Origin of the sequence: Microcoleus sp. K4-B3, assembly GCF_036704615.1 — a bacterium.
In the GTDB taxonomy this organism is placed as follows: domain Bacteria; phylum Cyanobacteriota; class Cyanobacteriia; order Cyanobacteriales; family Microcoleaceae; genus Microcoleus.
The window spans coordinates 66,652-89,852 of record NZ_JAUBSF010000006.1 but is presented as its reverse complement, the minus strand read 5'-3'; the positions used below and the strand labels follow the sequence as shown (position 1 = coordinate 89,852).

Sequence of the window (23,201 nt, the reverse complement as noted above, 5' to 3'; positions counted from 1 at the left end):
CGCGGTTCGTTCAAAAAAAATCTAGTTTGGAGTTGAAGGCGGCTGCCCTGCAACGTCTGCCGCCATATCACGTATTCCCGGGCGATGGTTAAATTTGTCAGTTACAATTTTCTGCCTTTGAGCAAATAAGTCGTCATAGATCCTTTGCCTTTAACATTAATTTTACCGCGCTTTTCCAACAAATACTTATCGCACAGCAACTCATAAGTTGAGTTGCTAACTTGAATTTTACCCGGAAGCCCCTGAGATTCCATGCGGCTTGCTGTATTGACAGCATCTCCCCACAAATCGTAAATAAACTTTTTAGTGCCGATGACACCTGCTACAACAGGCCCAGTATTAATGCCAATGCGGATATTGAGAGGTTTACCGCATTCGTCGCGGAATTTCATAATTTCTTGCTGCATTTCCAGGGCCATTTCGGCAATAGATTCGGCGTGATTTGTACAGGGAAGTGGCAAACCGCCTGCTACCATATAATTGTCGCCTATTGTCTTAATTTTTTCTAAGCCGTAGTGCTCGCTCAACCGATCGAAAGCTGAAAATATTTTGTTAAGTAATTCGACTAATTCTTCAGGAGACGTGCGCGAAGATATTTCGGTAAAGCCCACAATATCGGCAAACAAAACCGTAACCTCGGCAAATCCGTCCGCAATATTTATCTGGCCTTGTTTTAGGCGATCGGCAATCATTGCCGGTAAGATATTTAGTAATAAACGTTCCGACTTTTCTTGTTCGGCGCGCAATATTTCCTCAGCTTGTTTCCGCTGTGCGATTTCCTTATATACTCGGTGAAACATTTGATTGAATGCGACCATGAGTTCTCCCAACTCGTCATCGCGCTTGACAGAGAGAGAGTAGAAATCAGGTTTTTCTCGATCTTTGCTCAAAGCGTCTCCAGCAGCGATCAAGTCATCGCGCAATCTCAAGATAGGTGCAATTACTGTCACCCCTAAAAAAAACATAGTCACCGAAGTGACAAAGGCTGATATAATGATGACTAGAACCGCAATCCGCCCGATAAATGCGTAGAGTTCCGGTTGAACGGTGGAAGCATCGTGGCGAACAATTAAGATGTAATCGCCTCCAAAATGTCGCTCTGTCCAAGCAATATCGTACCGCTGGTCATCGAAATTGTGATTGTGAACTATACGAGTTCTTTTTAGTTGCTTTAAACTGATTTCTGGGGGTTCGCCAAGTGTATATATTAGCTCACCGTTAGCATGGTAAATAGATAGTCCTAAGACTACTTGAGAATCCTTAGTAATATTTTTTACTTCTTCTTGCAAAAAAGTGCGATCGGAAATATCTTGTTGGAGCAAAAACTCTAGGGAATCAACAGTCGCCCGAGATACCTGTTCCAGTTGACTTAAAAGTTCATTTTCTCGCCGAAAATAAGAGGGAACTAAAATAATTCCCTCTATGACAAGAATGCTAGCAAATACCCACAAAGCTATTTGCCTAGACAAGCGAGATTTGAAAAAACTCAAGAATGATAAAATCCGCGCTGGCATAAAATTTACTATTTTGCAAATGGCTAATGTAGGACATAGGAAAATAAACCCGGTTTCTCGTAATAAATTTTGGGTTTGTCAACAAATCAACTGCGTCGAAACCGGGTTCCTCACATCCTCTGTGTAATTCCTGTAATTGTCAGCAGCCAACAGCCAGCAGCTATTAACTGTTAGTTCTTGGCTGACGACTAACAACGAATGACTGATGACCCACCCAAAAACGGATACCAGCCCCCGACTTAACTCGTGGATATATAAAAATTTTAGACCAAAGTTCAAGATCCCAGATTCACCTGTGCAGTAAATCTAAAATCTAAAATCTAAAATCTAAAATTGACTGACTCCGGACTAACTAGCAGACCCCTTCATAATATAATAAACAAATTAAACCGAAACTGCGCTGACTAACCTGCCTGCAAGCAGATAAGTATTCATATTGCCCTTGCCTTTGACGTGGATAATTCCTCTGTCTTCAAACAGATACTTATTTTGCAAGATATCGTAAGTTGATTGTGTGACTTGAATAGCGCCGGCAATCCCGTGGGATTCCATGCGGGCTGCTGTATTAACGGCATCGCCCCAGAGGTCGTAAATGAATTTTTTAGTGCCAATAACCCCCGCAATTGCAGGCCCGGTATTGATGCCGATGCGAATGTTAATTCCTGCATGATGTTTGGCATTGAATTTTGCTAATTCCTCCTGCATATCTAAAGCCATTTCCGCAATGCTTTCGGCGTGGTTGGTGCTGGGATTTGGCAAACCTCCCACTACCATGTAAGCATCTCCAATTGTCTTGATTTTTTCCAAGCCGTACTTTTCCGTCAAACCATCGAAGGCAGAAAAAATTTCGTTGAGAAACTTGAGCAATTCTTCGGGAGATATTTGTGCTGAAAGCACGGTAAAGCCTACGATATCCGCAAACAAAATCGTGACTTCTGCGAAGCCGTCAGCAATACTGCTTTGACCGTTTTTTAGCTTGGCAGCAATGGATTCGGGTAAAATATTGAGCAGCAGGCGATCGCACTTTTCCTGTTCTTTTACCAATTCTACATTAGTTTCTTGCAATTGTGCCGTGCGTTCCCTGACGCGCTGTTCTAATTGTTTAGCATTTTGGCGCAACCTGCTGATAGATACAGTTAATCCTGTTACCCCTAAGATTGAAAGTCCTACTAACAGTAAAAACAGGTTTTTCAGTTCGCTGCGAGTATTTTGAGTGATGGTATCGAGAGGTTGAGTAATTTCTAATATCCCCCGTACATCTCCCACTTTCCAGTCTTTTTTGGGACTGAAGGAGTTAGTGTTGTGACAGTTAACGCAGCTAGGAGTTAGAATATCTGCCTCGGCATATCGAAATGCTGGCTTGCTGCGAAAATCCTCACGGCGGAAAAATTTTTCTGTCGGATTTTTCATCAAATAGGTAATAGCTTGCCGTTCAAAATCGTCTCGAGCTCCGCCTTCTTTTCGCCGCCAGGGAAACGGGTAGTCGCTGTAGAGACGAACTGATACTTCGGGATTTTTTTGGGTGATATGGTTGCCGAGTTCTATTAAGAAGGTGGCAGGTACGGGAACTGTTACTTTTGTCGGGTTGTAGTCGTGGGTAAAGTTAATTGTTTTAGCTGTGTTAAGAGGATTGACAACATCCGAACTGTAAAGGGTGCGGGCTTCTTTAATAGCTTGGGCATAGAGGGTGGCATTTTGGAGGGCTTGCGATTCAATTAGGGTGGAGGAAAGACGAGACATATTTGCCATCGCTACTCCTACACCTACACAAAATAAAATTGTCACCGCAAGGAGAATTCGCTTGTAAATTAATTGGCTGATGGCAGCCCGACTGCGAGAAATTAACTGGCGCATGGTATCCTCAAATGTGAGGTTGAATCTTTAAGTGATTTTACGCACTACTAACATAACACTGCTTTTTCAGGTCGCTTTGTCGGCGTCGGGCTAAACCCAGACGGCGTAGTGCAAGGGATGGTTTATTGTTATTTACAGCGAGTGTAGGGGTTCTCCGTAAAAGTACGCATAACTTTATAACGGTTTTCAGTTGAGATATCAGCTAAGGACACGGCACTGACGTGTCCTTACTTCACGAACTTTTTGCTCTATCTCGGTTAGGATAGCAATTGTAGTCTATGGTTGCCGATGTGAATTCTGACTCTACTGTCTCACCTACGAACAACGAAATTTTTCCGGGAGAAGTTTTCGTCAATACTGCCGATTTTGATACCGGCATTCGGCGAATTTTACCTAAATATGACGAAATGCTGGATGTATTAACAGGCTGCATTGCTAGTGCAAACCACCGCATTTTAGAACTCGGCTGCGGTACGGGGGAACTCACTTTAAAAGTTCTCCAACGCTACCCGTCTGCGGAAATAGTTGCTGTCGATTACTCGCCGCGAATGCTTGATTTTGCCCGCGCCAAAATAGAGTCGGCAGGATACGCAGCCCGGTGGATTGGTATAGAAATGGATTTTGGAGAATGGGCGAACAATCCAAATTTCTCCGGCTTGGGTGATAAATTCAATGCTTGCATTTCATCTCTGGCAATTCACCATCTTGAGGACGAGATGAAGTTGAAATTGTTTCAACGCATTCGCGAAAGTTTAAATGGTGGTGGCTGTTTTTGGAATGCCGATCCTCTTTTAGCAGAATCAGCAGCAATGAAAGATATTTATCAAGCGGCCCGAGAAGATTGGGCGCTAAATCAGGGGGAAACGTTAGCCGAAATTCGGGCAAATGTGGGGACGAGTGTCTCTTACGGCTATTCTAATCCCGATCGCCTAGCTACACTTTCGGCACAGTTGGAAATGCTGGTAAAAGCTAGATTTGACACTGTTGCAGTGCCTTGGAAATACTACGGTATGGCGGTGTTTGGGGGATTTGTTAATTGAAAAAAGCAGTCTGCGAGACAGAACTTCTATATGTAGGGTGCGCGAATAAGCACCTTACTGCTTAAAGAAAGATTGCAGTTAGTATTTGAGGTTACTAAGTTATGCTTGAAAAAATATATAATCCTGTCAGGATTGAGGAAACAAAATGACTGCAACTGCGATTCAAAGTATTGACTGGGATGCTTTTTCTTCGGAACTATCGGGAATTGAAATAATTAGCGATCGCGCGCAAGTTGTCAAGCTATCTCACGACTATTATCACTTCAGTCCTGTTTTGCAACCTCTCTTAAGTGATAAAACAGGAGATTTAGTCGTTCGTCCCGCCAGCGAAGCCGAAGTTTTGCGGATTGCGGCAGCCTGCGTCAAATTCAAAATTCCGCTAACTGTTAGAGGTGCAGGAACGGGCAATTACGGGCAGTGCATTCCCCTCAAGGGCGGCGTCATTTTAGATACCAGCAAAATGAACAGTATCCGCTGGATAAAACCGGGTTTAGCTTGCGTAGAACCGGGGGTGAAAATGTCGGTTTTCGACAAACAAGCGCGAGAAACTGGTTGGGAATTGCGGATGGTTCCCTCAACCTATCGCACCGCAACGATTGGGGGATTTATTGGCGGCGGTAGCGGGGGAATTGGTTCGATAACTTACGGGCAATTGCGCGATCGGGGAAATCTTCATGCCGTTCGAGTCGTTACAATGGAAGACGAGCCCCGCGTCATCGAATTGCGAGGCGATGAAGTGCAAAAAGTCAATCACGCTTACGGCACAAATGGGATTATTACTGAGTTAGAAATTCCCCTCGCCCCTGCTTATGCTTGGGCGGAAATCATCGTCGCTTTTGACGATTTTATGACATCGGCCAACTTCGGTCAAGCCTTGGGCGATGCGGACGGAATTATCAAAAAACTAATTTGTGTTTGTGCTTGGCCGATTCCTGCTTATTTTGCTGCTTTCCGCGAGGAGATTCCTGAAGGTAAGCACTGCGCTTTGTTAATGGTAGCTGAATCTTGTCTGGAACCGCTGCAAGATTTGGTGCGCGAATATGGCGGCACAATTTGCTATCAAAAAAACGCGCAAGCTGCGAGCAAAGGTGCAGCAATTGCTGAATTTACTTGGAATCATACAACTCTGCACGCTCGCAGCGCTGACCCGTCTCTGACTTATTTGCAGACGATTTTTCCCGCAGATAAAGGTTTGAAATTGATTGAGGAACTGTACAATTATTATGGGGATGAGGTGATGATGCACTTGGAGTTTTTGCGGATGAACGGCAGGGCGATCGCCGCGGCTTTGCAAATAGTTCGCTACACTACGGAATCACGGCTCAATGAAATTATTCGCTATCACGAAGAGCAAGGTGCAATGATTGCTAATCCTCACACTTATATATTGGAAGATGGAGGGATGAAAAGTATTAATGTGGAACAGTTGCAGTTTAAAGAGTTGGTCGATCCTTACGGTTTGCTTAATCCGGGTAAAATGCGGGCGTGGTTGGAACGGGATTAAGGGCGATGGTTTTTAGATAAGATTCGGCGATTGAAATCGCTGCTAGACAAACGAAGTCCGCCTAAGCGCTGGCTTTGCCCACGCGGACTGAGAAATGAGCAAACAGCAGTTGTAAATTTAAGGGACGGGGGCGGTAATTTCTGCTGGTGCGATCGCCCCTTCAGAAGGTACAGCTTGCTTTTCCAGTAGTTGGCGCTGTTTGTTGCGAAATTCTGCTGCCGCATCGTTCAAATTTTGACGCTGTTCGCTATTAAATTCTTCCATGCTGCGGCCGCCTCCCAATTGGGATCTGTGAATTAAATCAAATATTGCGCTTCCGCTGCTGCGGCCGGAAAATGGGTCGGTATTGTCTTGAGTTTGAAAGTCTTGCAGCGGTTGGGCATTATTTAAACCGCTGGCTTGAGCGAAGCTTGCTTGAGGCGAGAACAGAGCACAGGATGCGATCGCGCTTGCAGCAATCCCAATCATCAATTTGCCCGATTTAGAAGTTTTGGTGTTCATAATTTATTAGTTGAACCTTCAAAAAAACAATTCTATCTAAACAATATTCTGACTTGCGACTAAATATTATATTACTTGGCTGGGGCTAAGGACACGGCAATGCCGTGTCCCTACAATTGACTGCGAATCCGTCCACCATTGATTGTATTACTTCGATTGGGCTAAGGACACGGCATTGCCGTGTCCCTACCATTGACTGCGATCCGGGGTAGGGACACGGCATTGCCGTGTCCTAGAATTGACGGCGCAGGTAAAACGATCGCCCTAACTAAGCAAACCGGCGTCGCAGCAGCGGTTGAATGCTCAGCAGCGCCACCAAATCAAAGGCTAGCAATACTAACAGCGCTCCTCCAAAGGTAACATTACCCCAAGGAGCGTACATCACGACACTGGCTAGCGACCAATCGCTGTGCAGGTACAGATAGCGGATGGGTTCGATCGCGTAACTCAGAGGATTGAGAGTCACTACAACTTGCAGCCACTCTGGCATAAATGAGAGCGGCGCGAGGGCTGTGCTGGCAAATAACAGCGGCAAGTTAGTAACAAAAATTACCGCTATTAATTCTACGTGACCGGGAAGAGCGAAGGCTAAACCCAGACTCAAGCCGGTGACGCCCAAAACTAATAGTAGGACTATTAGGGCGATCGCCCCCAGTCCGGCAATTCCGGGGAATCCCGCGCCCAAAAACGCTCCCGCTGTAACGATTGTGCCGGTTTGGATAAAGCTGAGGGTGACGATAAAAATAGCCGAAGCGAGGACTATCGAAAATCGCGAAGCCAAGGGCGCGACTAACAAGCGGTTGAGAAAGCCGAATTCGCGATCGAACATAATCGGCAAACCAGCATTCAGCGCTCCGGCAAATGCAGTAAAAACGATTACACCAGCGCCGAGAAATTGTCCGTAATTCTGGCTTTCGCCGAACAAGCCTGCGGGTGCATTTTCAAACAGAGCTCCGAACAAAACCAACCACATCAGGGGCTGAATAATGCCTGCAACTAGCGTGGAGGGGCGGCGCTGCAATTGAATAAACAGGCGCTTGGTTAAGGCGAGTGTTTCTTGGATGAAGTCGCCCAGCAGGGAACTGTTCGAGGCTGTAATAGCCGTTGAGGGCGATCGCTGCTGGTTGAGGTTGTTGGGGGATGTAACAGTACCGCTCATAATTGCTTGCGCTGATTTTGATTAAATCTAACTCTCTTTACAGTAGCAAGTCTGGAGGTATTGGTGGTGTTGGGCGGGCGATCGTCACAAGCCAGCAGATCAGATTGTATAGTCATTATGATAAATTCTACATAGCAGGGAATCTTCGATCGAGATATGGCAGAAACACCGATCGCTCTATATCGACAAGGCAACGCTAATTCACCTTGAATGGATAATGTCCGACCGAACAAAGATGTTGCTACTTATGAAGAAAATGGTCGAATCTGGGTAGATCCTACTTTAGGAGGTGGGATTTCGACATTTGCTACTTAAAGAAACGACAAAAACTGGTGGAAGTTAGATGCGGAGAGTGAAATTCCTGCCGCGCTTGATTTAGTTAATGACCACAACGATCATTGGTTGTGGAAACCGAATCATATTATGCCGATAGAGGAGTACAAGGAGTCTCTTCGACTGATAAGTGCATCTTTCTACAAAGTGAGTTAAAGATTTCCAGCTTTGGCAGCTTTGAAACTGAGTCGGTTATCATAGTGGCAAGTAAGTGTAAAGATTAAAAATGGAGTTCAGATGATTCTATCTTTTAAGGATGTACAATTTATTATCGAAGCTCTTGAGTTTCGGATCGAGGCATACCGAGAACGTTTGAAGGATGAAGAATTGGATGAGGATGAAGCATCAGATATCGGCAACGATCGCTATTTTTTAGAAGCGTTGCGCGAAGATTTGATGAAAGCTATTAAGGATGGTAGTCTGCCTAAAATAGCAGAATCGTCAGACGGTTTGTATCAAGAGGTAAGAAGTTAATGAGGGTGCTTCCCTCAAAGTTGCTAAAATCAGGGAAAGCTGCCGATTAATAAATCATTAATGAGAATGGTTTCTCAAAAACCGAGGATAAAGCTATGTCATCAAGTGCGATCGCAACCTTGGTCAAAATCATGGAATCTTTGCCCTTAACTCTTCAAGACAAAGTGGTTGAACATTTGCGAGAATATCTTGAAGACTTAAGGGATGAAGAGCAGTGGAATTTATCTTGTGAGAACACACAACAATCGCTGATTATAGCTGCACAGCGCGCCAAACAGGAAATTTCTGAAGGAAAAGCACAGCCATTAGATATTGATATAGCTGTAAAAACACCAACACTAGCCGACTATCCCAGTCGCAGAGAATTTATGCAATTGCCGCTAGAAGAGAGGCGAAATATTCTGGCAAAACAAGCTGAGGTAATGTTGCAACATTACCAGGAAGATAGAAAATGGCCAGAATTAGAAGCAGGAGATTTAATTGACTACTAACTCTCCTTCTCCTAAACGGGGTGATATTTGGTTGGCTAATTTTGACCCAACAGTGGGAGCAAAAATCAAAAAAATCCGTCCGGCTGTAGTGGTAAGTTCTGATAGTGTTGGTAAATTACCACTGAAATTGGCTGCACCTATCACAGATTGGAAAAAATATTATGCTGGCAATATCTGGCACGTTAAGATTGAGCCAGATATTGCTAATGGTTTAACGAAAGTTTCGGCAGTGGACCTGTTGCAATTACGGGGTATGGATGTACAAAGATTCATTCGTAAAATAGGAGAACTTTCGACTACTGATATGGAGGAAATTGCCAGGGCGATCGCGGCGGTAGTAGAGTATCAGTAGTCACTTATAAATAGCGATATTTTTTAAGAAAAGGAAGGGCGATAGCTCCCTCACTAAAAATTGGATTAAAGAAAGGCGAACCTGCTTTGCAAAATCGCCTTTTTCCCCTAATGTTTGTCCGAACCTTTTAGGCAACACACATTGTGGATATTGAGTCTACCATGTCCAGTAGCTATCGTAACAAGAACGTCCTCCATCGCCAACCCAAGTACCTTTGCCCGAATGCTTATCCTCACAAACCTCAGAGAGATGATGAAACTCCTCTTTCCACTCAGGGTCATTTACCGTGACATTTCTTGTACCATTTACTCCGCTTGTTCCGGCTTGCCCACCCGTTTGAGTTTGTGTGGAAGAACGCCGTGTCCCACACATAACACGATCCCTCTCAGGATCGAGGCGAGCAGATGTATAGTTTCCGTACCGACCCCTACAAAATCGGTCTGCATCGAACTGGTTTATATCAGAAATCTTGTAGATTACTCGTCTTTGTCCCGGTATTTGAGCGAAAACAGCTTCACCAATTGTGCTAGTTGCTACTAACGCGCAGACTGCTGAAGACATTAGTGTACTTAGCCAAAATGTTCTGAACATATTTTTCACGTTTTATTTGCTATTAATGGCATTGGGCGTTTTAAGCCTCTACCTAAAGTTAGGTATTTACTTAAAAGCCTTGTAGAGAATTATATTAATATTTTTTATTATTGCCTACTATAAAAAGTATCTTTGGGTATTCATTTTAAAACCTTTTTGTTAGTATAAAAATATTTTAAGTAGCGATGTGGTAGTAAAAAGTAGGAAAAAGCAGGAAAAAGTGGGATAATGGCTACAACATTAACATCTGTATGACCTATGGACGTTCAAGAAGTATTGAAATTAGCTGATGAACTGGCGGTGGACACAACAGGAAAATATTTGGATGACATTCAAAAGGATACACTGCGAGGTATTTGGGAACGCAAGAAATACTTGGAGATAGCAAAAGCTTGCAATTGTAGTGAGACTCACATTAAAAAAGTAGCCTCCAAGTTATTCAGGCTATTCAGAGACAGGCTAACTGATAAAAAATAAAAAAAAACTAACTTTAGAGCAACAATGGAAAGATATGAAATTTCTCAATGTTCTAATTTCGTAAACTTTAATATTGTACAAAAAAGTAACATCAATAACTTCTGCCCAGAAACATCCCACCCTCCCAAAACTCCACAAAACTCACCCCCAACACAAACCTCAAATGAAAACAACACCCAACAAAAACTCGATTTAAGAGATGCACCAGAGCTCAAAACCTTCTACGATCGCCCCAACTCACCCCTCACCGCCCTCGAAAACTCGATCGCCCGCCAAAACTGCCGCCTCCTCACCATCACAGGCATGGCAGGCACCGGCAAAAGTGCGATCGCCCGTCACCTCATCCCCCAAATTCAAACTCAATTCGATCGCATCATCTGGCGCAGTCTCCGCACCTCCCCACCCCTCGAAACCACCCTCAAAACCCTCATTCAATTTCTCTCAAATCAACCAGAAGTTAACATACCCGCCAACACCGATGTTCAGTTATCAATCCTAATAGAAACATTGCGCGAAAATCGCTGTCTCATTATCCTCGATGACGTGCAGCAAATTCTCAGCAGCGGGCAACTTGCAGGAAATTACAAACCCGGATATGAAAATTACGGAACCCTATTTAAACTCATCGGCGAAATTCCCCACAATAGCTGCTTAATCCTTAATAGTTGGGAACCTCCCTCAGACATCATCACATTCACCGACGATAATTCAGCAGTATGTTTATTACAGTTAACCGGTTTAGGTGAAGCAGCAACAGAAATCCTTAGAGAAAAATGTTTGTTGGATGAAGAATCCTGGCCAGAATTGATTAAACTTTATCAAGAGAATCCCCTGTGGTTAAAATTAGTCGCTCAAACCATTAACAACTTATTTGGCGGTAGAGTCTCTCAATATTTAAGCTATCAACCAGTATTTTTAAGCGATGAATTGACACCGATATTGCAACAGCACTATCAGCGGTTGTCGCAAATAGAAAAACAGGCGATTTCGCAAATTAGTAATGAAATCGATCCTATTTCGTTTACCCAATTCATGGCAAAATGTCAAGGTTCGCAGGGCGAATTCTTTAAAGCCATTCAATCTTTAGCAAGACGGGGAATGATCGAAAAATTGAGCTGTGAAACTGAAACCGTTTTCACGATTCCACCTGTGTTAAAACAGTATGTTAAAATGGTTGCAGAATAGTCTTAAATATCTAGCTAAATGAGAGCAAACCATGACCGCAACTCCTACCCAACCTAAGCAGATTCTCAGTTTCGAGCAATTTGTGAAGCAACTTCCCGATGAAGAAGGCCGCTATGAACTTGTCAATGGAGAAATTGTGAAAATATTACCAATAAGACTGCATGAGGATGTTGCTGATTTTCTGATAAAACAATTTGATAGAGAAGTCGATCGCGTTCCGCTCAATTACAGGATATCTGGCAGATTTATGCTGAGGACATTAACCCCGAATGGTAAAGAACAAGGCCGCCATCCTGATGTTACAGTAGTAGACAAAAACCTCTGGGAATCGCAGCCGTTCGCCTATTCAGCCCTAACTGAACCACCACAATTAGTTGTAGAAGTTGTCTCAACAAATTGGGAAGATGATTATATCGACAAGCTGGATGAATATCAGCGGCTGGGAATTTCTGAATATTGGATTGTCGATTATTTAGCTTTGGGTAGCAGAAACTATTTGGGCAACCCGAAAGAACCGACTGTTTTTGTTTACCTGCTAGATGAAAATGGCGTTTATCAAATGACTGCTTACCGAGGGACTGAGCGAATTAGATCCCGAACTTTCCCAGAATTAGCGCTGACAGCAGAGCAAGTATTGGATGTATGATATTTCCAAATCCGGTGGCATCGGAATTGATATTACCCACAGCGGTAGGCGCGTGCGAAGCCGAACCATCAGGACACGGCAGTGCCGTTTCCCTACAATTAATCGGGCCATGCTTGCATCCGATCGAGGGCGAGCAATTATTTTGGGGTAGGGAAACGGCACTGCCGTGTCCTCCGTTGCTCATTGGTTTCAACTTCAACCAACATGCCGCCAAAAAATTAATTCCCTGGCTGAAAAAGCTATCCCGTAGAAAATCCCCCAGGTAGGGAAACGGCACTGCCGTTTCCTTTTCACCAAAGCACCGGCTAAGGAAACGGCACTGCCGTGTCCCTACAGGAATTGGTATAAACTACGATCGCATCGCCTGTTTTTGCTCAGCCTTCAAATCGCGGTTGCTAGCAGCAGCCAACTCCGCATCCAACAGCGTCTTACCAGTCGCCGCCAAATACACATCATCCAAACTCGGCCGAGATTGAGCAATCCCAAAAGTAGGCAATCCCGCATTTTTTAAAGCTTGCTGAATAGTCACCAGCGCGTCGCTTTGCGGTGTTACTACTAAATTCAGAGAATTTCCTTGAGCCGCGTTGACAATTACTTCCTGCACAAAAGGCAAAGATTGCATCAGAGTTTTAGCTTTTTCGGCTTCTTCGATCGGCGAAAACTCCCGAATCCGCAGAGTCACCCGATCGCCCCCAACCCGATTTTTCAACTCCTCCGGTGTGCCCTCAGCAATCACCGTACCCTTGTCAATAATCGCCACGCGATCGGCCAAAGCATCCACTTCTTCGAGATAATGGCTGGTAATCAACACCGTCGTACCTTCCTCCCGCAAGCGGCGCAGGAAATCCCACACCACCACCCGACTTTCAATATCCAGCCCGACAGTCGGTTCGTCCAAAACCAAAACATCCGGCTGGTGCAGCAACCCAGCAGCCAAATCCAAGCGCTTGCGGATACCGCCGGAATAAGTACCCGTCTTTTTATTTTCCCACTCCTCCAAACCGAGGAGTTTCACCATTTCGTCAATCCGCCCTTTAATCGTAGGGCGCGGCAAATGGTAAAGCGCTGCTTGCAGTTGCAGGAGTTCCCGCCCCGTCAGCACCTTATCGAGAGCCACTTCTTGGGCGACGTAGCCGAGTTTTTGTCTGGCAATTCTCGGCTGACTGACAGCAGAAATGCCAGACACTTCAATGCGTCCGCTATCGGGCGCACTCAAAGTACAAAGTACCCGCAGGGTTGTGGTTTTGCCTGCACCATTGGGGCCTAGCAAACCAAATATTTCCCCCGGTTCTACCTTGAAGGAAACATCTTTAACGGCTTCTACAGTGCCGTAGCGTTTCTGAAGATTTTCAATTAAAACGGCGGGAGCCATATATTTTGGGGATGAACTGGTTGTTAATATTTTGACACTTCCGGGCTCAAATTACCGGAATCGTCGATCGACCAATGCGACTGGCTGTGCTTGTAACGATCGCACAATCCTCCTCAACCGGAAACTGCTTATAGTTTTGATTCTTAATACCCGTTTATAAAAGATCAACTTTATAGCGATTCTTAACCCTGATATTCATCAGTAAATTCCCTATCTCTAATCTCTAATCTCTACTCTCAAAATTATGAGTTTTGAGTTAATTATAACTTCTCAGTTAGTAACTCAAAACTCACAATTGTTTAACAAGTAGAGATGCACCCGAAACCTGTTATTTTATAATTATCTCTACCTATAGGCTGATGTGTAGCGCGATTTTGATAATTAACACCGTTATCCAACACATCCAACTTTCGAGCCAAATATTAAACAGCAAAAACTTCCCGACGTGGCAAGTTCTACTTTTAACTCCCCTAAAGAAAGTTGGCGGAGGCGTCTTTAATCGACAATTTTTACCCAACCGCGGCGCACGTTGTACAGCAGTCGGTTGATGATGGCATACTCATCTTCATTCAGCGTTCTTTCTAAGAGTGCAGATCTGAGCTGTCTCCGGTCGTGGCGAGTCACGACGCTGGAGAACATGACCTGACCAAATAACTCTTCGAGTGTCATTTGGGAGACTGACATGATAAACCTCCTAGTTGATTGAGACAGATAAAATTTTCACAGACTGATTGTAATCTTATTATGCTCTCTGCGAGCGACTCCAAAGGCGATCGAAAACATTGACACGGTGTGATTTTTGGGCTAAAAATCTGTGACCGAGACTTTGATAGCCAGTGACTTGGAACTCTTAAATTTGTGATCCTTGTCACTTAACTCAGAAGGAAGAGGGAAGAAGTCAGAAGGAAGAGGGAAAAAGGCCATCAAGCGCGATCGCCAAATCTAAGCTTCGCTTATCGCCCTCAAAAACTCTCCCTCCCGTCCTCATGGCTTCTCAATCTCATTTTCCCCTATGCCCATTTTCCAGCTAATTGAGGCATCGGTCAATAGTCGCCACAACCGACTCGGCCAAATCTTTGAGCGCGTAACCCCCCTCCAAACCAAAGGCGATGCGGCGGGTGATTTGCAGGCAGTATCCGGTGAAAGTACCGTAATCTGACGGAGCCAGAGTCATGCTCGCCAGCGGATCGGACGCAGTAGCGTCGTAACCGGCGCTGACAATCAACAAATCCGGTTCAAATTTTGACAAAAAAGGCACGACAAGAGATTCAAAGGCGCCCAGGTATTCAGCTATGCCGCCGCCCGGATACAGGGGAATGTTCAGCACGTTGTCGTAGGCGCCGCGCTCCTCGGCATCTCCCGTTCCCGGATAGCACGGAGATTGATGCAGGGAACAGTAGGCAATTTGTCGGCAGTTTTCCACCAAGGATTGAGTGCCGTTGCCGTGGTGCACGTCCCAGTCGAGGACGGCGACGCGCTTGATTCCCGGCTGTTCCAGGGCGTAGTGAGCGGCGATCGCAGCATTGGAAAACAAGCAAAAACCCATCGCGCGGGCCTTTTCGGCGTGGTGTCCCGGCGGCCTGGCCAGCACAAAAGCCGGTTCCCCGGCAGCCAGCACTCGATCGACCCCATCGAGCCAAGCACTCGCCGCTAGCAGCGCTACGTCGTAACTTTCAGCAGAAATCGGCGTATCGCCGTCGAGGTAGCCGCCTCCCCGATGAGCCAAATGTTCCACTTCTTTGATGTATCTTTGCGCGTGAACTTTTTTGAGAGCCCAGAACAGTGCTTGTTCGCGCTGCGCCACTGGGGTGGGCAGTTGCCACTCAATTTGAGCCGCCCAGGGAGCAGCTTTCAGAGCGTTGGCGATCGCCGTTAAACGTTCTGGTCGCTCTGGGTGAAGCATTCCAGTCTTGTGCAGCAAGAAATCTTCGGAGTAGATGACGGGTAGCATCAGCAGATTTTAGAGTTGATATTTTAGATTTTAGATTTTCTGTTTACTTCAATTCGGCATTCGGCTTTGTGAAATTAAAATTTCGATCGCTCAACCATTTTAATTTCTTATAGGGCCGTCAAAACAACTAACGAAAGCATGAAAGCCGACCGCCTAAAAAAACCTTTCTAGCTTTTGCCAACCGCTGACCAAATCACCAACTGACAAATTATCAATTGTCCTTGTTTCGTCCCTTAATTTTTCTGGCAACTTTCCCATAAAGTCAAAGGCAAATTGTGATATAATTTTAGGAGTAATTTGCAATATTTGGCAGCTCTACTGAATCCAAACCGATTTTATCGCATTTTTGAGATTTATAGCGGTCAAATTTAAATTTATAACGGAGTTTTTCAACCTATGAGCACCTCTGAGTCGCGGATAATCCCGACGGATCTGGGTAATGAGATGTCCCGATCGTACTTGGAATACGCCATGAGCGTAATTGTCGGTCGGGCGCTACCAGATGCCAGGGACGGTCTCAAGCCCGTTCACCGACGCATTCTCTACGCCATGAACGAATTGGGCTTGACTCCCGATCGACCTTTCCGCAAATGCGCCCGCGTCGTGGGGGAGGTGCTGGGCAAGTATCACCCGCACGGAGATACAGCGGTTTACGACGCCCTGGTGCGGATGGCTCAGGATTTTTCCATGCGGGAACGCCTGATCAACGGTCACGGCAACTTCGGCTCCGTTGACAACGACCCGCCCGCTGCCATGCGTTACACCGAGTGTCGCCTCACAGCTCTGACTAGCGACTCCATGCTGCGCGACATCGACTCGGAAACAGTTGATTTCGGCGACAACTTCGACGGTTCCCAGCAAGAACCCCTCGTACTCCCGGCACGCATTCCCCAAATTTTGCTCAACGGTTCCTCCGGGATTGCTGTGGGGATGGCAACCAACATTCCGCCGCACAATTTAGGCGAAATAATTGACGGTTTATTAGCACTAATTCACAATCCAGCAATTACCGACCTGGAATTAATGCAGTACATCCCCGGCCCGGACTTTCCCACCGGAGGGCAAATTCTGGGGAGAGGGGGCATCCGCGATGCTTACACCACCGGTCGCGGTTCGATTACAATGCGCGGAGTCGCCGGCATTGAAACCATTGAACATCCCGGCCGCCCCGACAAAGAAGCAATTATTATCACCGAATTGCCTTACCAAACAAACAAGGCAGCGCTAATTGAGAAAATTGCCGAACTTGTCAATGACAAAAGATTAGATGGAATTTCCGACATTCGCGACGAAAGCGATAGAGACGGAATGCGCATCGTGATCGAACTCAAGCGCGACGCCTATCCCCGCGTCGTCCTCAACAACCTCTATAAACAAACACCCCTCCAAGCCAACTTTGGAGCTAATATGTTAGCGCTAGTAAACGGGGAACCCCAACTACTTACGCTCTCCCAATTCCTCAATGTCTTCCTAGACTTCCGCATTGAGACAATTACTCGCCGGACTCAATATGAACTCCGCAAAGCAGAAGAACGCGACCACCTTCTGCAAGGCTTATTAATTGCCCTAGACAACTTAGATGCAATTATTCACCTAATTCGCGCCGCTGCCGACTCCGCAGCAGCCAAACAGGAATTGATGGATAATTACGGTCTTTCCGAACAGCAATCCGATGCAATTTTGCAAATGCAGCTCCGGCGTTTGACAGCATTAGAAGCGCAAAAAATTCAGCAAGAACACGAAGAACTGCGAGCTAAAATTGCCGATTTGGAAGATATCTTAGCGCGGCGGGAACGCATCTTAGAAATAGCCGAATTTGAAGCAGTCGAAATCCAAACCAAAATCGCCACTCCTAGACGCAGCGTCATCGAACACGCCGAAGGAGAAATCGATGAAAGAGATTTAATTGCGAACGAACAGGCAATTATTCTGATCACAGAGCAAGGCTACATCAAGCGGATGCCTGTCAGCACTTTCGAGGCCCAAAGTCGCGCTACTCGCGGCAAAGCAGGCGCGAAAATGAAAGAAGACGACGGAGTAGAACATTTCCTTTCCTGCTGCGATCATGACAGCGTTTTGTTCTTCAGCGACAGGGGCGTAGTTTACTCTGTCAAAGCTTATCAAATTCCCATCTGTTCCCGGACTGCCCGCGGCACTCCCGTGGTGCAACTGCTGCCGATTCCTATAGAAGAAAAAATCACTTCTATGGTGTCAGTCACAGAATTCACCAGCGAAGAATACTTGGTAATGTTGACTCGCGGCGGCTACATCAAGAAAACCGCACTTTCAGCTTTTGGCAACATCCGCACTAATGGATTAATCGCGATTTCTCTAGAAGAAGGCGACCAACTGCGCTGGGTGCGGAGAGCAAAAGTTGGGGACAGCATCATCATCGGTACGCGCCAAGGCATGGCAATTCATTTCCGCACCAATCACGAACAGTTGCGCCCTGTCGGCCGCGCGACGCGGGGTGTAAAATCAATGAAATTGCGATCGGGCGATGAGTTGATCAGTATGGACATATTGCCGAGTTCAATTGTTGCCGAAATTGCTGAATTGGAAACTGAAGACTCGGAATTTGAAGGAGCTAATATTGCTCTATTAGAAACTGAAGACTCGGAATTTGAAGGGGCAGAAATTGCTGAATTGGAAACTGAAGATGCAGAATTGGAAGATGAAGAATTAGAATTGCAAGCCGAGGAAATTGAAGGCGAAGAGGTCGAAGAAATTTCGACAGTTAGCAGCGAAGTTCCTTCGGTGTTGGTAATCACCACCAACGGCTATGGCAAGCGGGTTCCTGTTTCTCAATTCCGCCTACAAAGACGGGCGGGCAAGGGATTGACGGCTACTAAATTTAAGTCGAAAAAGGGTAAGGATCAGGTAGCTGCGCTGCGAATTGTCAACGAACATGACGAGTTGATGATCATTACCAACCGAGGTATTATTATCCGTCAGGCTGTGAGTGCAATTTCAACTCAATCGCGCACAGCAACGGGTGTGCGGGTGCAGCGGTTGGACGAGGATGATTCGATCGTAGCTGTGGCTTTAGTGCCGCCTGCTGGTGAAGAATCGATCGAAGAATCGGAATCTGAGGAAGTGGCAGAATAGGCATAGGTTAATAGTTTGTAGGGTGCGCACGGCGCACTGCGCACCTTACTGCTGAATGGTAAAATGCGATCGCCCCTACTCAGAAGTTTTCCCTCAAAAGTCAAAGATTTTTTCCGGTGAGGTAATGATGAGTCAACTCCAAACCAAACTACTAACTGATACCTGGGTTACAGCGACTTGGGATGAATATATAGAAATTATTAAACAGCCGGAGTACGATCGAGCAAAATGCTACTATTACAACGGACAGTTGAGGATTGAAATGGCAGCAGTCGGGCCAGATCATGCTGATGACAACGGAATTATCGTCATCTTAATCAATTTATTTGGCATTGCTAAAGGTATAAAAATGAGACTGCTGGTCAACTGTAGCTACGCCAAAACAGGTGTCAGAGGCGCTCAACCCGATGCTTCTTACTACATCGGAGACCGGGTGCAAACGGCACCTCGCGGCAGTTCTGTAGTGAATTTGGATAGCCTAGTTTCCCCAGATTTAGCAATTGAAATTGCCGACAGTTCTCTCGTTGACGATTTGGGAACCAAAAGAATGATTTATGAAGAATTAGGAGTGTCTGAGTATTGGGTAGTAGACGTACAAAAAGCGCAAGTTATTGCTTTCAAAATAATTGCTAACCGTGGAAGCGAACGGCTGACGGAATCTCAAGTTTTGCCTGGGCTAAAAGTTGCTTTATTAGAGGAAGGTTTGCGCCGCAGTCGCCAGACGGACAATACAGAAGTAGGCAACTGGTTTTTAGAGGAAGTTCGCGGGAATCCTCAATAGTGCGATCGACTGCATTCTTTTTTTAACTGGAGGCTAAAAACCCGGTTTCTACGAGTTTTGTGAACAGGAACGAGAAATATAGGAAGAAACCGGGTTTCTGAGGTCTGCGTGTACCCAAGACTAAGGCAATTCCGTGTCCGGTGCTTGAATCGTTGACAATCGATCCGATAATTGCTATAGCATAATATAACCCTAAAGTTAATAGCAAAAGTCTGTAAAAATGCCTTATTTAACAGCAGCAAACGACATCAAAGCACTCATCGCTAAATTTTCCCAAGCTAAAATCCTGTGGGTTGATACAGAAATAGCAGACTATAAATCCAACCCCAAATTATCTCTGATTCAAGTGTTAGCTGACTCCACAGATTCGACGGGAGATGCCACTTTTCTACTAGATGTCTTGGATCAACCTGAATTGGCCAAAGATTTCATCAACCAAATCATGGTAAATCCAAATATTGAAAAAGTCTTGCACAACGCCAGCTATGACATCCGATTTCTAGGCAATGACGACGCTCAAAATGTCACTTGCACATTAAAAATGGCGAGCAAGATTCCAGCTTACATTCTGCCCTTACCTAATCGACAACTCAAAACTTTAATAGAAACGCTTTGCGGCATTGCTTATGTAGATAAAACAGAACAAGGCGGCGATTGGGCAAAGCGTCCCCTGACCCAGAAGCAGCTAGAATATGCCAAGATGGACGCGGTTTATTTAGCTGGAGTGCATCGCCGCCTGCTAGAAATCCTTGCCCAATGTTACCCCGAACCCGCAACGGAAAACTTGACAGCATTGGGCGAAAAATATCAGGAAATAGAATCTCAGTGGAAGCCGCTAGATTCAGAAATCACTGAAGTGAAAGAACGGATTAAAGCAGGGATGCTGATCCAAAAGCTCAAAGACAGTTCTTATTTTGAGCTTTCCAGTTCGATAACGATGAAAGTAGATTTTCTCACGCTGGCCAGACTGACGCAAACTGAGGGAATTGAGTTAAATTTTCCGGTAACGCTGACGAAAGAAATTCAAAAACAGTTAGGCGAACTCATCGCCGATCCATCTTTGGAAGTTGAGGAGATTGCTAGTTGGCGGTTGAATTCCAACCTACAGCAGCGGCGAAAATCTACTAAGAAAATTGCCCCGGAACCGGAGAGTGAGGATTTAACAGCATTGGGGGAAAGGTACAAAGAAATTTTGCCTGAATGGAAGTTACTGGATTCAGAAGTTGAGCATCTGAAAGAGCGCATTAAAAAAGCAATGTTGGTGCAAAATAAGAGAAATACTCCCGATTTTAAGTTATCCAGTTCCTCAATTTTGAAGGTAGATTTTGCTAGCTTCGCAAAACTTGCCCTATCTGTGGGAGTTGAGTTAGATTTTATGGTGACGCTGACTCAATATATCCAAAAGCGGTTAGGGGAAGCAATTAACAAAATTGATGTGCAAATTGAGTATATTACGAGTTGGCGGATGACGGCTAAGACTGTGGAAGATGAAGAGGAAGAGATTCCGTTTTAACTACTAAAATATCACGTTTCCTCTTCTTCGCCGCTCAGCGACCCGTCAAAAGCTCTAACTTTTCGGGGTATCTCGCCCCTTTTACTGTGATTTTGGCGGTGGCATCATCGATTTCACGCAGATCCGCAGGCGTGAGTTCGACGGAGACTGCCCCGATGTTTTCGTCCAAGCGATGCAGCTTCGTGGTGCCTGGGATTGGAACAATCCACGGCTTCTGGGCCAGCAGCCAGGCGATCGCGATCTGAGCAGGTGTCGCCTGCTAATCTACAATTAATTTATCATTATATATTGAGTAAAGTCGCAACTAAAATCCACCCAGATATGAAGCCAAAACCAAACAGTACAGAACAATCGGCACAGCATCGCCTGCTCAAAAAGCTGCCAGAAGTTACCATTTTTTTCTGGATTATCAAGTTGCTGACTACGGGAATGGGCGAAACAACTTCAGATTACCTAGCCCATCAGATGAACCCCATTTTTGCGGTCGCTCTGGGGGGAAGTGGATTAGTGATTGCTTTACTAATACAGTTTTTAGTACGGAAATATATTTCCTGGGTCTATTGGTTAGCTATTATTATGGTAGCTATATTCGGAACAATGGCTGCTGATGCTATCCATGTTGTATTAGGTGTTTCGTATCTCCTATCGACTGTAGGATTTTCCGTCGTACTTAGTATTATTTTTGCAGTTTGGTATATGAGCGAGAAGACTTTATCGATTAATCATATTTACACACTTCGGCGCGAGTTATTTTACTGGGCAACCGTTATGGTTACATTTGCGCTTGGCACAGCTGCAGGTGATATGACAGCATCAACTTGGGGTTTGGGGTACTTCACATCAGGTGTACTGTTTGCCTTGTTATTTGCTTTACCAGCGTTCGCATACTGGCGCTCAGGACTTAATGAGGTCGGGGCTTTTTGGCTCGCATATATCCTGACTAGACCATTGGGCGCTTCATTCGCAGATTGGATCGGTAAATCTCAGGATGTTGGTGGAGTAGGCTTTGGTACAGGGCGGATCAGCATTGTCTTAGCTATTCTGATTTTTGGTTTTGTTGCTTATGAGACATACTCGAGCAAAGACAGTTATAGCAATTAATAAATAACTGGATTATTAAGCTCTTATAGAACCCCTTTGACATCTTTTAGAATTTGAATTAGGGTACTCGAAACCAGCTAATCCAAGTATCATGGCTTATTCGAGCGACCTAATCGATGCAGAGTGGAAAATATTTGAATCTGGATCGCCGAAACAGACCGGTTCAGTTCGGCGAGTTCGGCAGGCGTGAATCGAACGGCTGCCGCGCCGATGTTCTCGAGCATGTGCGGCATCTGTGTCGTGCCGGGAATGGGGACGATCGACGGCTTCTGTGCCAAGAGCCACGCCAGCGCGATTTGGGCAGGAGTGGCTTGTTTCCGCACGGCCCAGGTTTTGAGTAAATCCACGATCGCCAGGTTGTGCGGCAGATTTTCGGGCGAGAACCGGGACTCAACGCCGCGAATGTCACCGTCCGCGAACCGGGTCTGGGCGTCAATGGCACCGGTCAGGAAACCCACGCCAAGCGGACTCCAAGGAACAAAGCCGATGCCCAGTTCCTGGCCCAGAGGGATTACCTCTTCTTCCGGCCCGCGCCACAGCATCGAATATTCGTTCAGAACGGCGCTTACGGGCAACTCGGCATGAGCGCGGCGCAACGTGTTCGGCCCCATCTCGGACAGACCCCAGTGCAGAACCTTGCCTTGCGCCATCAACTCCTTGACTGCGCCGGCGACATCTTCAATCGGAACCTGTGGGTCAACTCGGTGCTGGTAGAGAAGATCGATGCGATCGGTGCGGAGGCGCTTGAGCATACCCTCGACGGCCAACTTGATATGACCGGGGCGGCTGTTGAGTCCCGGACGCCGCACGCCAGTTTCGAGATCGATGTTCCAGCCGAACTTGGTTGCGATCGCGACCCGATCTCGGAACGCAGCCACGCCTTCGCCCAAGATTCGTTCCACCTCATGCGGCCCGTAAGCCTCCGCCGCGTCGTAAAAGGTGACGCCCCGGTCAAAGGCTGTGCGAATGATGTTGAACATCTCAGACCGGGTGGGGATAGTCTGTTGATAGGTGCGGCTCATGTTTTGGACGCCAAGTCCGACGGCAGAGACTTCCAGGGTGCCGAGCCTGCGCCGGGCGCCGGGCGTGGATTGCGACGGTGTGTTGGCGTCCGGCGTGTTCTGATCCGTCGCCCGCGCGATGTTGCGAGGCAGCAATGAAGTTGCCGCCAACGCAATGCCGGCACCAAGCACTTGACGGCGACCGGGCAGAACGGGGCCGTGTTTTCCATTTCGACCTTTTCGGTTTTGCATG

Annotated in this window: 23 protein-coding genes; 13 read left to right on the top strand and 10 right to left on the bottom strand. The window is 46.1% G+C overall.

What is annotated here, in order from left to right:
- Nucleotides 1–101: 101 nt before the first annotated feature.
- Both QUA78_RS05270 and QUA78_RS05265 read right to left on the bottom strand, forming a co-directional pair.
- Entirely contained in the window at nucleotides 102–1,514 is a 1,413-nt protein-coding gene (locus QUA78_RS05270) for an adenylate/guanylate cyclase domain-containing protein (RefSeq protein WP_333303231.1), read from the bottom strand.
- 384 nt (nucleotides 1,515–1,898) lie between these two features.
- On the bottom strand, nucleotides 1,899–3,368 hold the full coding sequence (locus tag QUA78_RS05265) for an adenylate/guanylate cyclase domain-containing protein (RefSeq protein WP_333303230.1): 1,470 nt from the start codon (nucleotides 3,366–3,368) through the stop codon (nucleotides 1,899–1,901).
- 278 nt (nucleotides 3,369–3,646) lie between these two features.
- Here QUA78_RS05265 and QUA78_RS05260 point away from each other — a divergent pair, with 278 nt between their 5' ends.
- Complete coding sequence (locus QUA78_RS05260; protein WP_333303229.1) at nucleotides 3,647–4,408, top strand: class I SAM-dependent methyltransferase; 762 nt, start codon at nucleotides 3,647–3,649, stop codon at nucleotides 4,406–4,408.
- Nucleotides 4,409–4,553: 145 nt separating this feature from the next.
- Nucleotides 4,554–5,912: an FAD-binding oxidoreductase gene (locus QUA78_RS05255; protein ID WP_333398632.1), complete on the top strand. Its 1,359-nt coding sequence runs from the start codon at nucleotides 4,554–4,556 to the stop codon at nucleotides 5,910–5,912.
- Nucleotides 5,913–6,029: 117 nt separating this feature from the next.
- Here QUA78_RS05255 and QUA78_RS05250 read toward each other — a convergent pair whose 3' ends face one another.
- Both QUA78_RS05250 and QUA78_RS05245 read right to left on the bottom strand, forming a co-directional pair.
- Entirely contained in the window at nucleotides 6,030–6,413 is a 384-nt protein-coding gene (locus tag QUA78_RS05250) for a hypothetical protein (protein WP_333398631.1), read from the bottom strand.
- A 268-nt stretch (nucleotides 6,414–6,681) separates the two neighbouring features.
- Nucleotides 6,682–7,572 (bottom strand): ABC transporter permease, encoded by an 891-nt coding sequence (locus QUA78_RS05245; RefSeq protein WP_333306021.1) that lies wholly within the window; start codon nucleotides 7,570–7,572, stop codon nucleotides 6,682–6,684.
- A gap of 570 nt (nucleotides 7,573–8,142) precedes the next feature.
- On the opposite strand from QUA78_RS05245, the gene QUA78_RS05240 reads away from it, so the two are divergent.
- From QUA78_RS05240 to QUA78_RS05230, 3 genes are all read left to right on the top strand, one after another.
- The gene (locus QUA78_RS05240) at nucleotides 8,143–8,379 is read left to right on the top strand and encodes a hypothetical protein (RefSeq protein WP_333153890.1); all 237 of its coding nucleotides are present in this window, start codon (nucleotides 8,143–8,145) and stop codon (nucleotides 8,377–8,379) included.
- A gap of 95 nt (nucleotides 8,380–8,474) precedes the next feature.
- Nucleotides 8,475–8,870 (top strand): hypothetical protein, encoded by a 396-nt coding sequence (locus QUA78_RS05235; RefSeq protein WP_333306019.1) that lies wholly within the window; start codon nucleotides 8,475–8,477, stop codon nucleotides 8,868–8,870.
- Nucleotides 8,860–9,222: a type II toxin-antitoxin system PemK/MazF family toxin gene (locus QUA78_RS05230; protein WP_333306017.1), complete on the top strand. Its 363-nt coding sequence runs from the start codon at nucleotides 8,860–8,862 to the stop codon at nucleotides 9,220–9,222. Before QUA78_RS05235 ends, QUA78_RS05230 begins: the two co-directional genes overlap by 11 nt.
- Before the next feature lie 156 nt (nucleotides 9,223–9,378).
- On the opposite strand, the gene QUA78_RS05225 is transcribed toward QUA78_RS05230, so the two are convergent.
- Nucleotides 9,379–9,594 carry a hypothetical protein gene (locus QUA78_RS05225; RefSeq protein WP_333306016.1) on the bottom strand — a complete coding sequence of 72 codons (216 nt, stop codon included), beginning with the start codon at nucleotides 9,592–9,594 and terminating at the stop codon, nucleotides 9,379–9,381.
- A 477-nt stretch (nucleotides 9,595–10,071) separates the two neighbouring features.
- On the opposite strand from QUA78_RS05225, the gene QUA78_RS05220 reads away from it, so the two are divergent.
- The 4 genes from QUA78_RS05220 to QUA78_RS05205 are packed head-to-tail and all read left to right on the top strand — an operon-like array spanning nucleotide 10,072 to nucleotide 12,387.
- Nucleotides 10,072–10,290 (top strand): hypothetical protein, encoded by a 219-nt coding sequence (locus QUA78_RS05220; protein WP_333306014.1) that lies wholly within the window; start codon nucleotides 10,072–10,074, stop codon nucleotides 10,288–10,290.
- Nucleotides 10,291–10,314: 24 nt separating this feature from the next.
- Nucleotides 10,315–11,475, top strand: a complete 1,161-nt coding sequence (locus tag QUA78_RS05215) for an NB-ARC domain-containing protein (RefSeq protein WP_333306013.1) — start codon at nucleotides 10,315–10,317, stop codon at nucleotides 11,473–11,475.
- A 31-nt stretch (nucleotides 11,476–11,506) separates the two neighbouring features.
- Nucleotides 11,507–12,121, top strand: coding sequence for a Uma2 family endonuclease (locus QUA78_RS05210; protein WP_333306011.1), 615 nt, complete (start codon nucleotides 11,507–11,509; stop codon nucleotides 12,119–12,121).
- Complete coding sequence (locus QUA78_RS05205; protein WP_333306009.1) at nucleotides 12,118–12,387, top strand: hypothetical protein; 270 nt, start codon at nucleotides 12,118–12,120, stop codon at nucleotides 12,385–12,387. The genes QUA78_RS05210 and QUA78_RS05205 overlap by 4 nt, the downstream gene beginning before the upstream one ends.
- Nucleotides 12,388–12,470: 83 nt before the next feature.
- Here QUA78_RS05205 and QUA78_RS05200 read toward each other — a convergent pair whose 3' ends face one another.
- The 3 genes from QUA78_RS05200 to QUA78_RS05190 form a co-directional block, all read right to left on the bottom strand.
- Nucleotides 12,471–13,493 (bottom strand): ATP-binding cassette domain-containing protein, encoded by a 1,023-nt coding sequence (locus QUA78_RS05200; protein ID WP_333306007.1) that lies wholly within the window; start codon nucleotides 13,491–13,493, stop codon nucleotides 12,471–12,473.
- 495 nt (nucleotides 13,494–13,988) lie between these two features.
- Nucleotides 13,989–14,177 carry a hypothetical protein gene (locus QUA78_RS05195; RefSeq protein ID WP_015175516.1) on the bottom strand — a complete coding sequence of 63 codons (189 nt, stop codon included), beginning with the start codon at nucleotides 14,175–14,177 and terminating at the stop codon, nucleotides 13,989–13,991.
- Nucleotides 14,178–14,520: 343 nt separating this feature from the next.
- Nucleotides 14,521–15,444 carry a histone deacetylase gene (locus tag QUA78_RS05190; RefSeq protein ID WP_333398630.1) on the bottom strand — a complete coding sequence of 308 codons (924 nt, stop codon included), beginning with the start codon at nucleotides 15,442–15,444 and terminating at the stop codon, nucleotides 14,521–14,523.
- Nucleotides 15,445–15,840: 396 nt separating this feature from the next.
- On the opposite strand from QUA78_RS05190, the gene gyrA reads away from it, so the two are divergent.
- The 3 genes from gyrA (at nucleotide 15,841) to QUA78_RS05175 (ending at nucleotide 20,846) form a co-directional block, all read left to right on the top strand.
- Nucleotides 15,841–18,552 (top strand): DNA gyrase subunit A, encoded by a 2,712-nt coding sequence (gene gyrA / locus QUA78_RS05185; RefSeq protein WP_333398628.1) that lies wholly within the window; start codon nucleotides 15,841–15,843, stop codon nucleotides 18,550–18,552.
- Nucleotides 18,553–18,607: 55 nt separating this feature from the next.
- Nucleotides 18,608–19,333, top strand: a complete 726-nt coding sequence (locus QUA78_RS05180) for a Uma2 family endonuclease (protein WP_333305049.1) — start codon at nucleotides 18,608–18,610, stop codon at nucleotides 19,331–19,333.
- Nucleotides 19,334–19,553: 220 nt separating this feature from the next.
- Nucleotides 19,554–20,846, top strand: coding sequence for a ribonuclease D (locus tag QUA78_RS05175; protein ID WP_333305047.1), 1,293 nt, complete (start codon nucleotides 19,554–19,556; stop codon nucleotides 20,844–20,846).
- A 34-nt stretch (nucleotides 20,847–20,880) separates the two neighbouring features.
- On the opposite strand, the gene QUA78_RS05170 is transcribed toward QUA78_RS05175, so the two are convergent.
- Nucleotides 20,881–21,042 carry a hypothetical protein gene (locus QUA78_RS05170; RefSeq protein ID WP_333398644.1) on the bottom strand — a complete coding sequence of 54 codons (162 nt, stop codon included), beginning with the start codon at nucleotides 21,040–21,042 and terminating at the stop codon, nucleotides 20,881–20,883.
- On the opposite strand from QUA78_RS05170, the gene QUA78_RS05165 reads away from it, so the two are divergent.
- Entirely contained in the window at nucleotides 21,042–21,947 is a 906-nt protein-coding gene (locus QUA78_RS05165; protein WP_333398626.1) for a hypothetical protein, read from the top strand. The two genes, QUA78_RS05170 and QUA78_RS05165, sit on opposite strands and share 1 nt — an antisense overlap.
- A gap of 89 nt (nucleotides 21,948–22,036) precedes the next feature.
- Here the strand turns inward: QUA78_RS05165 and QUA78_RS05160 are convergent, their stop codons facing one another.
- The gene (locus tag QUA78_RS05160) at nucleotides 22,037–23,200 is read right to left on the bottom strand and encodes an aldo/keto reductase (protein WP_333305043.1); all 1,164 of its coding nucleotides are present in this window, start codon (nucleotides 23,198–23,200) and stop codon (nucleotides 22,037–22,039) included.
- Nucleotide 23,201: the final 1 nt, after the last annotated feature.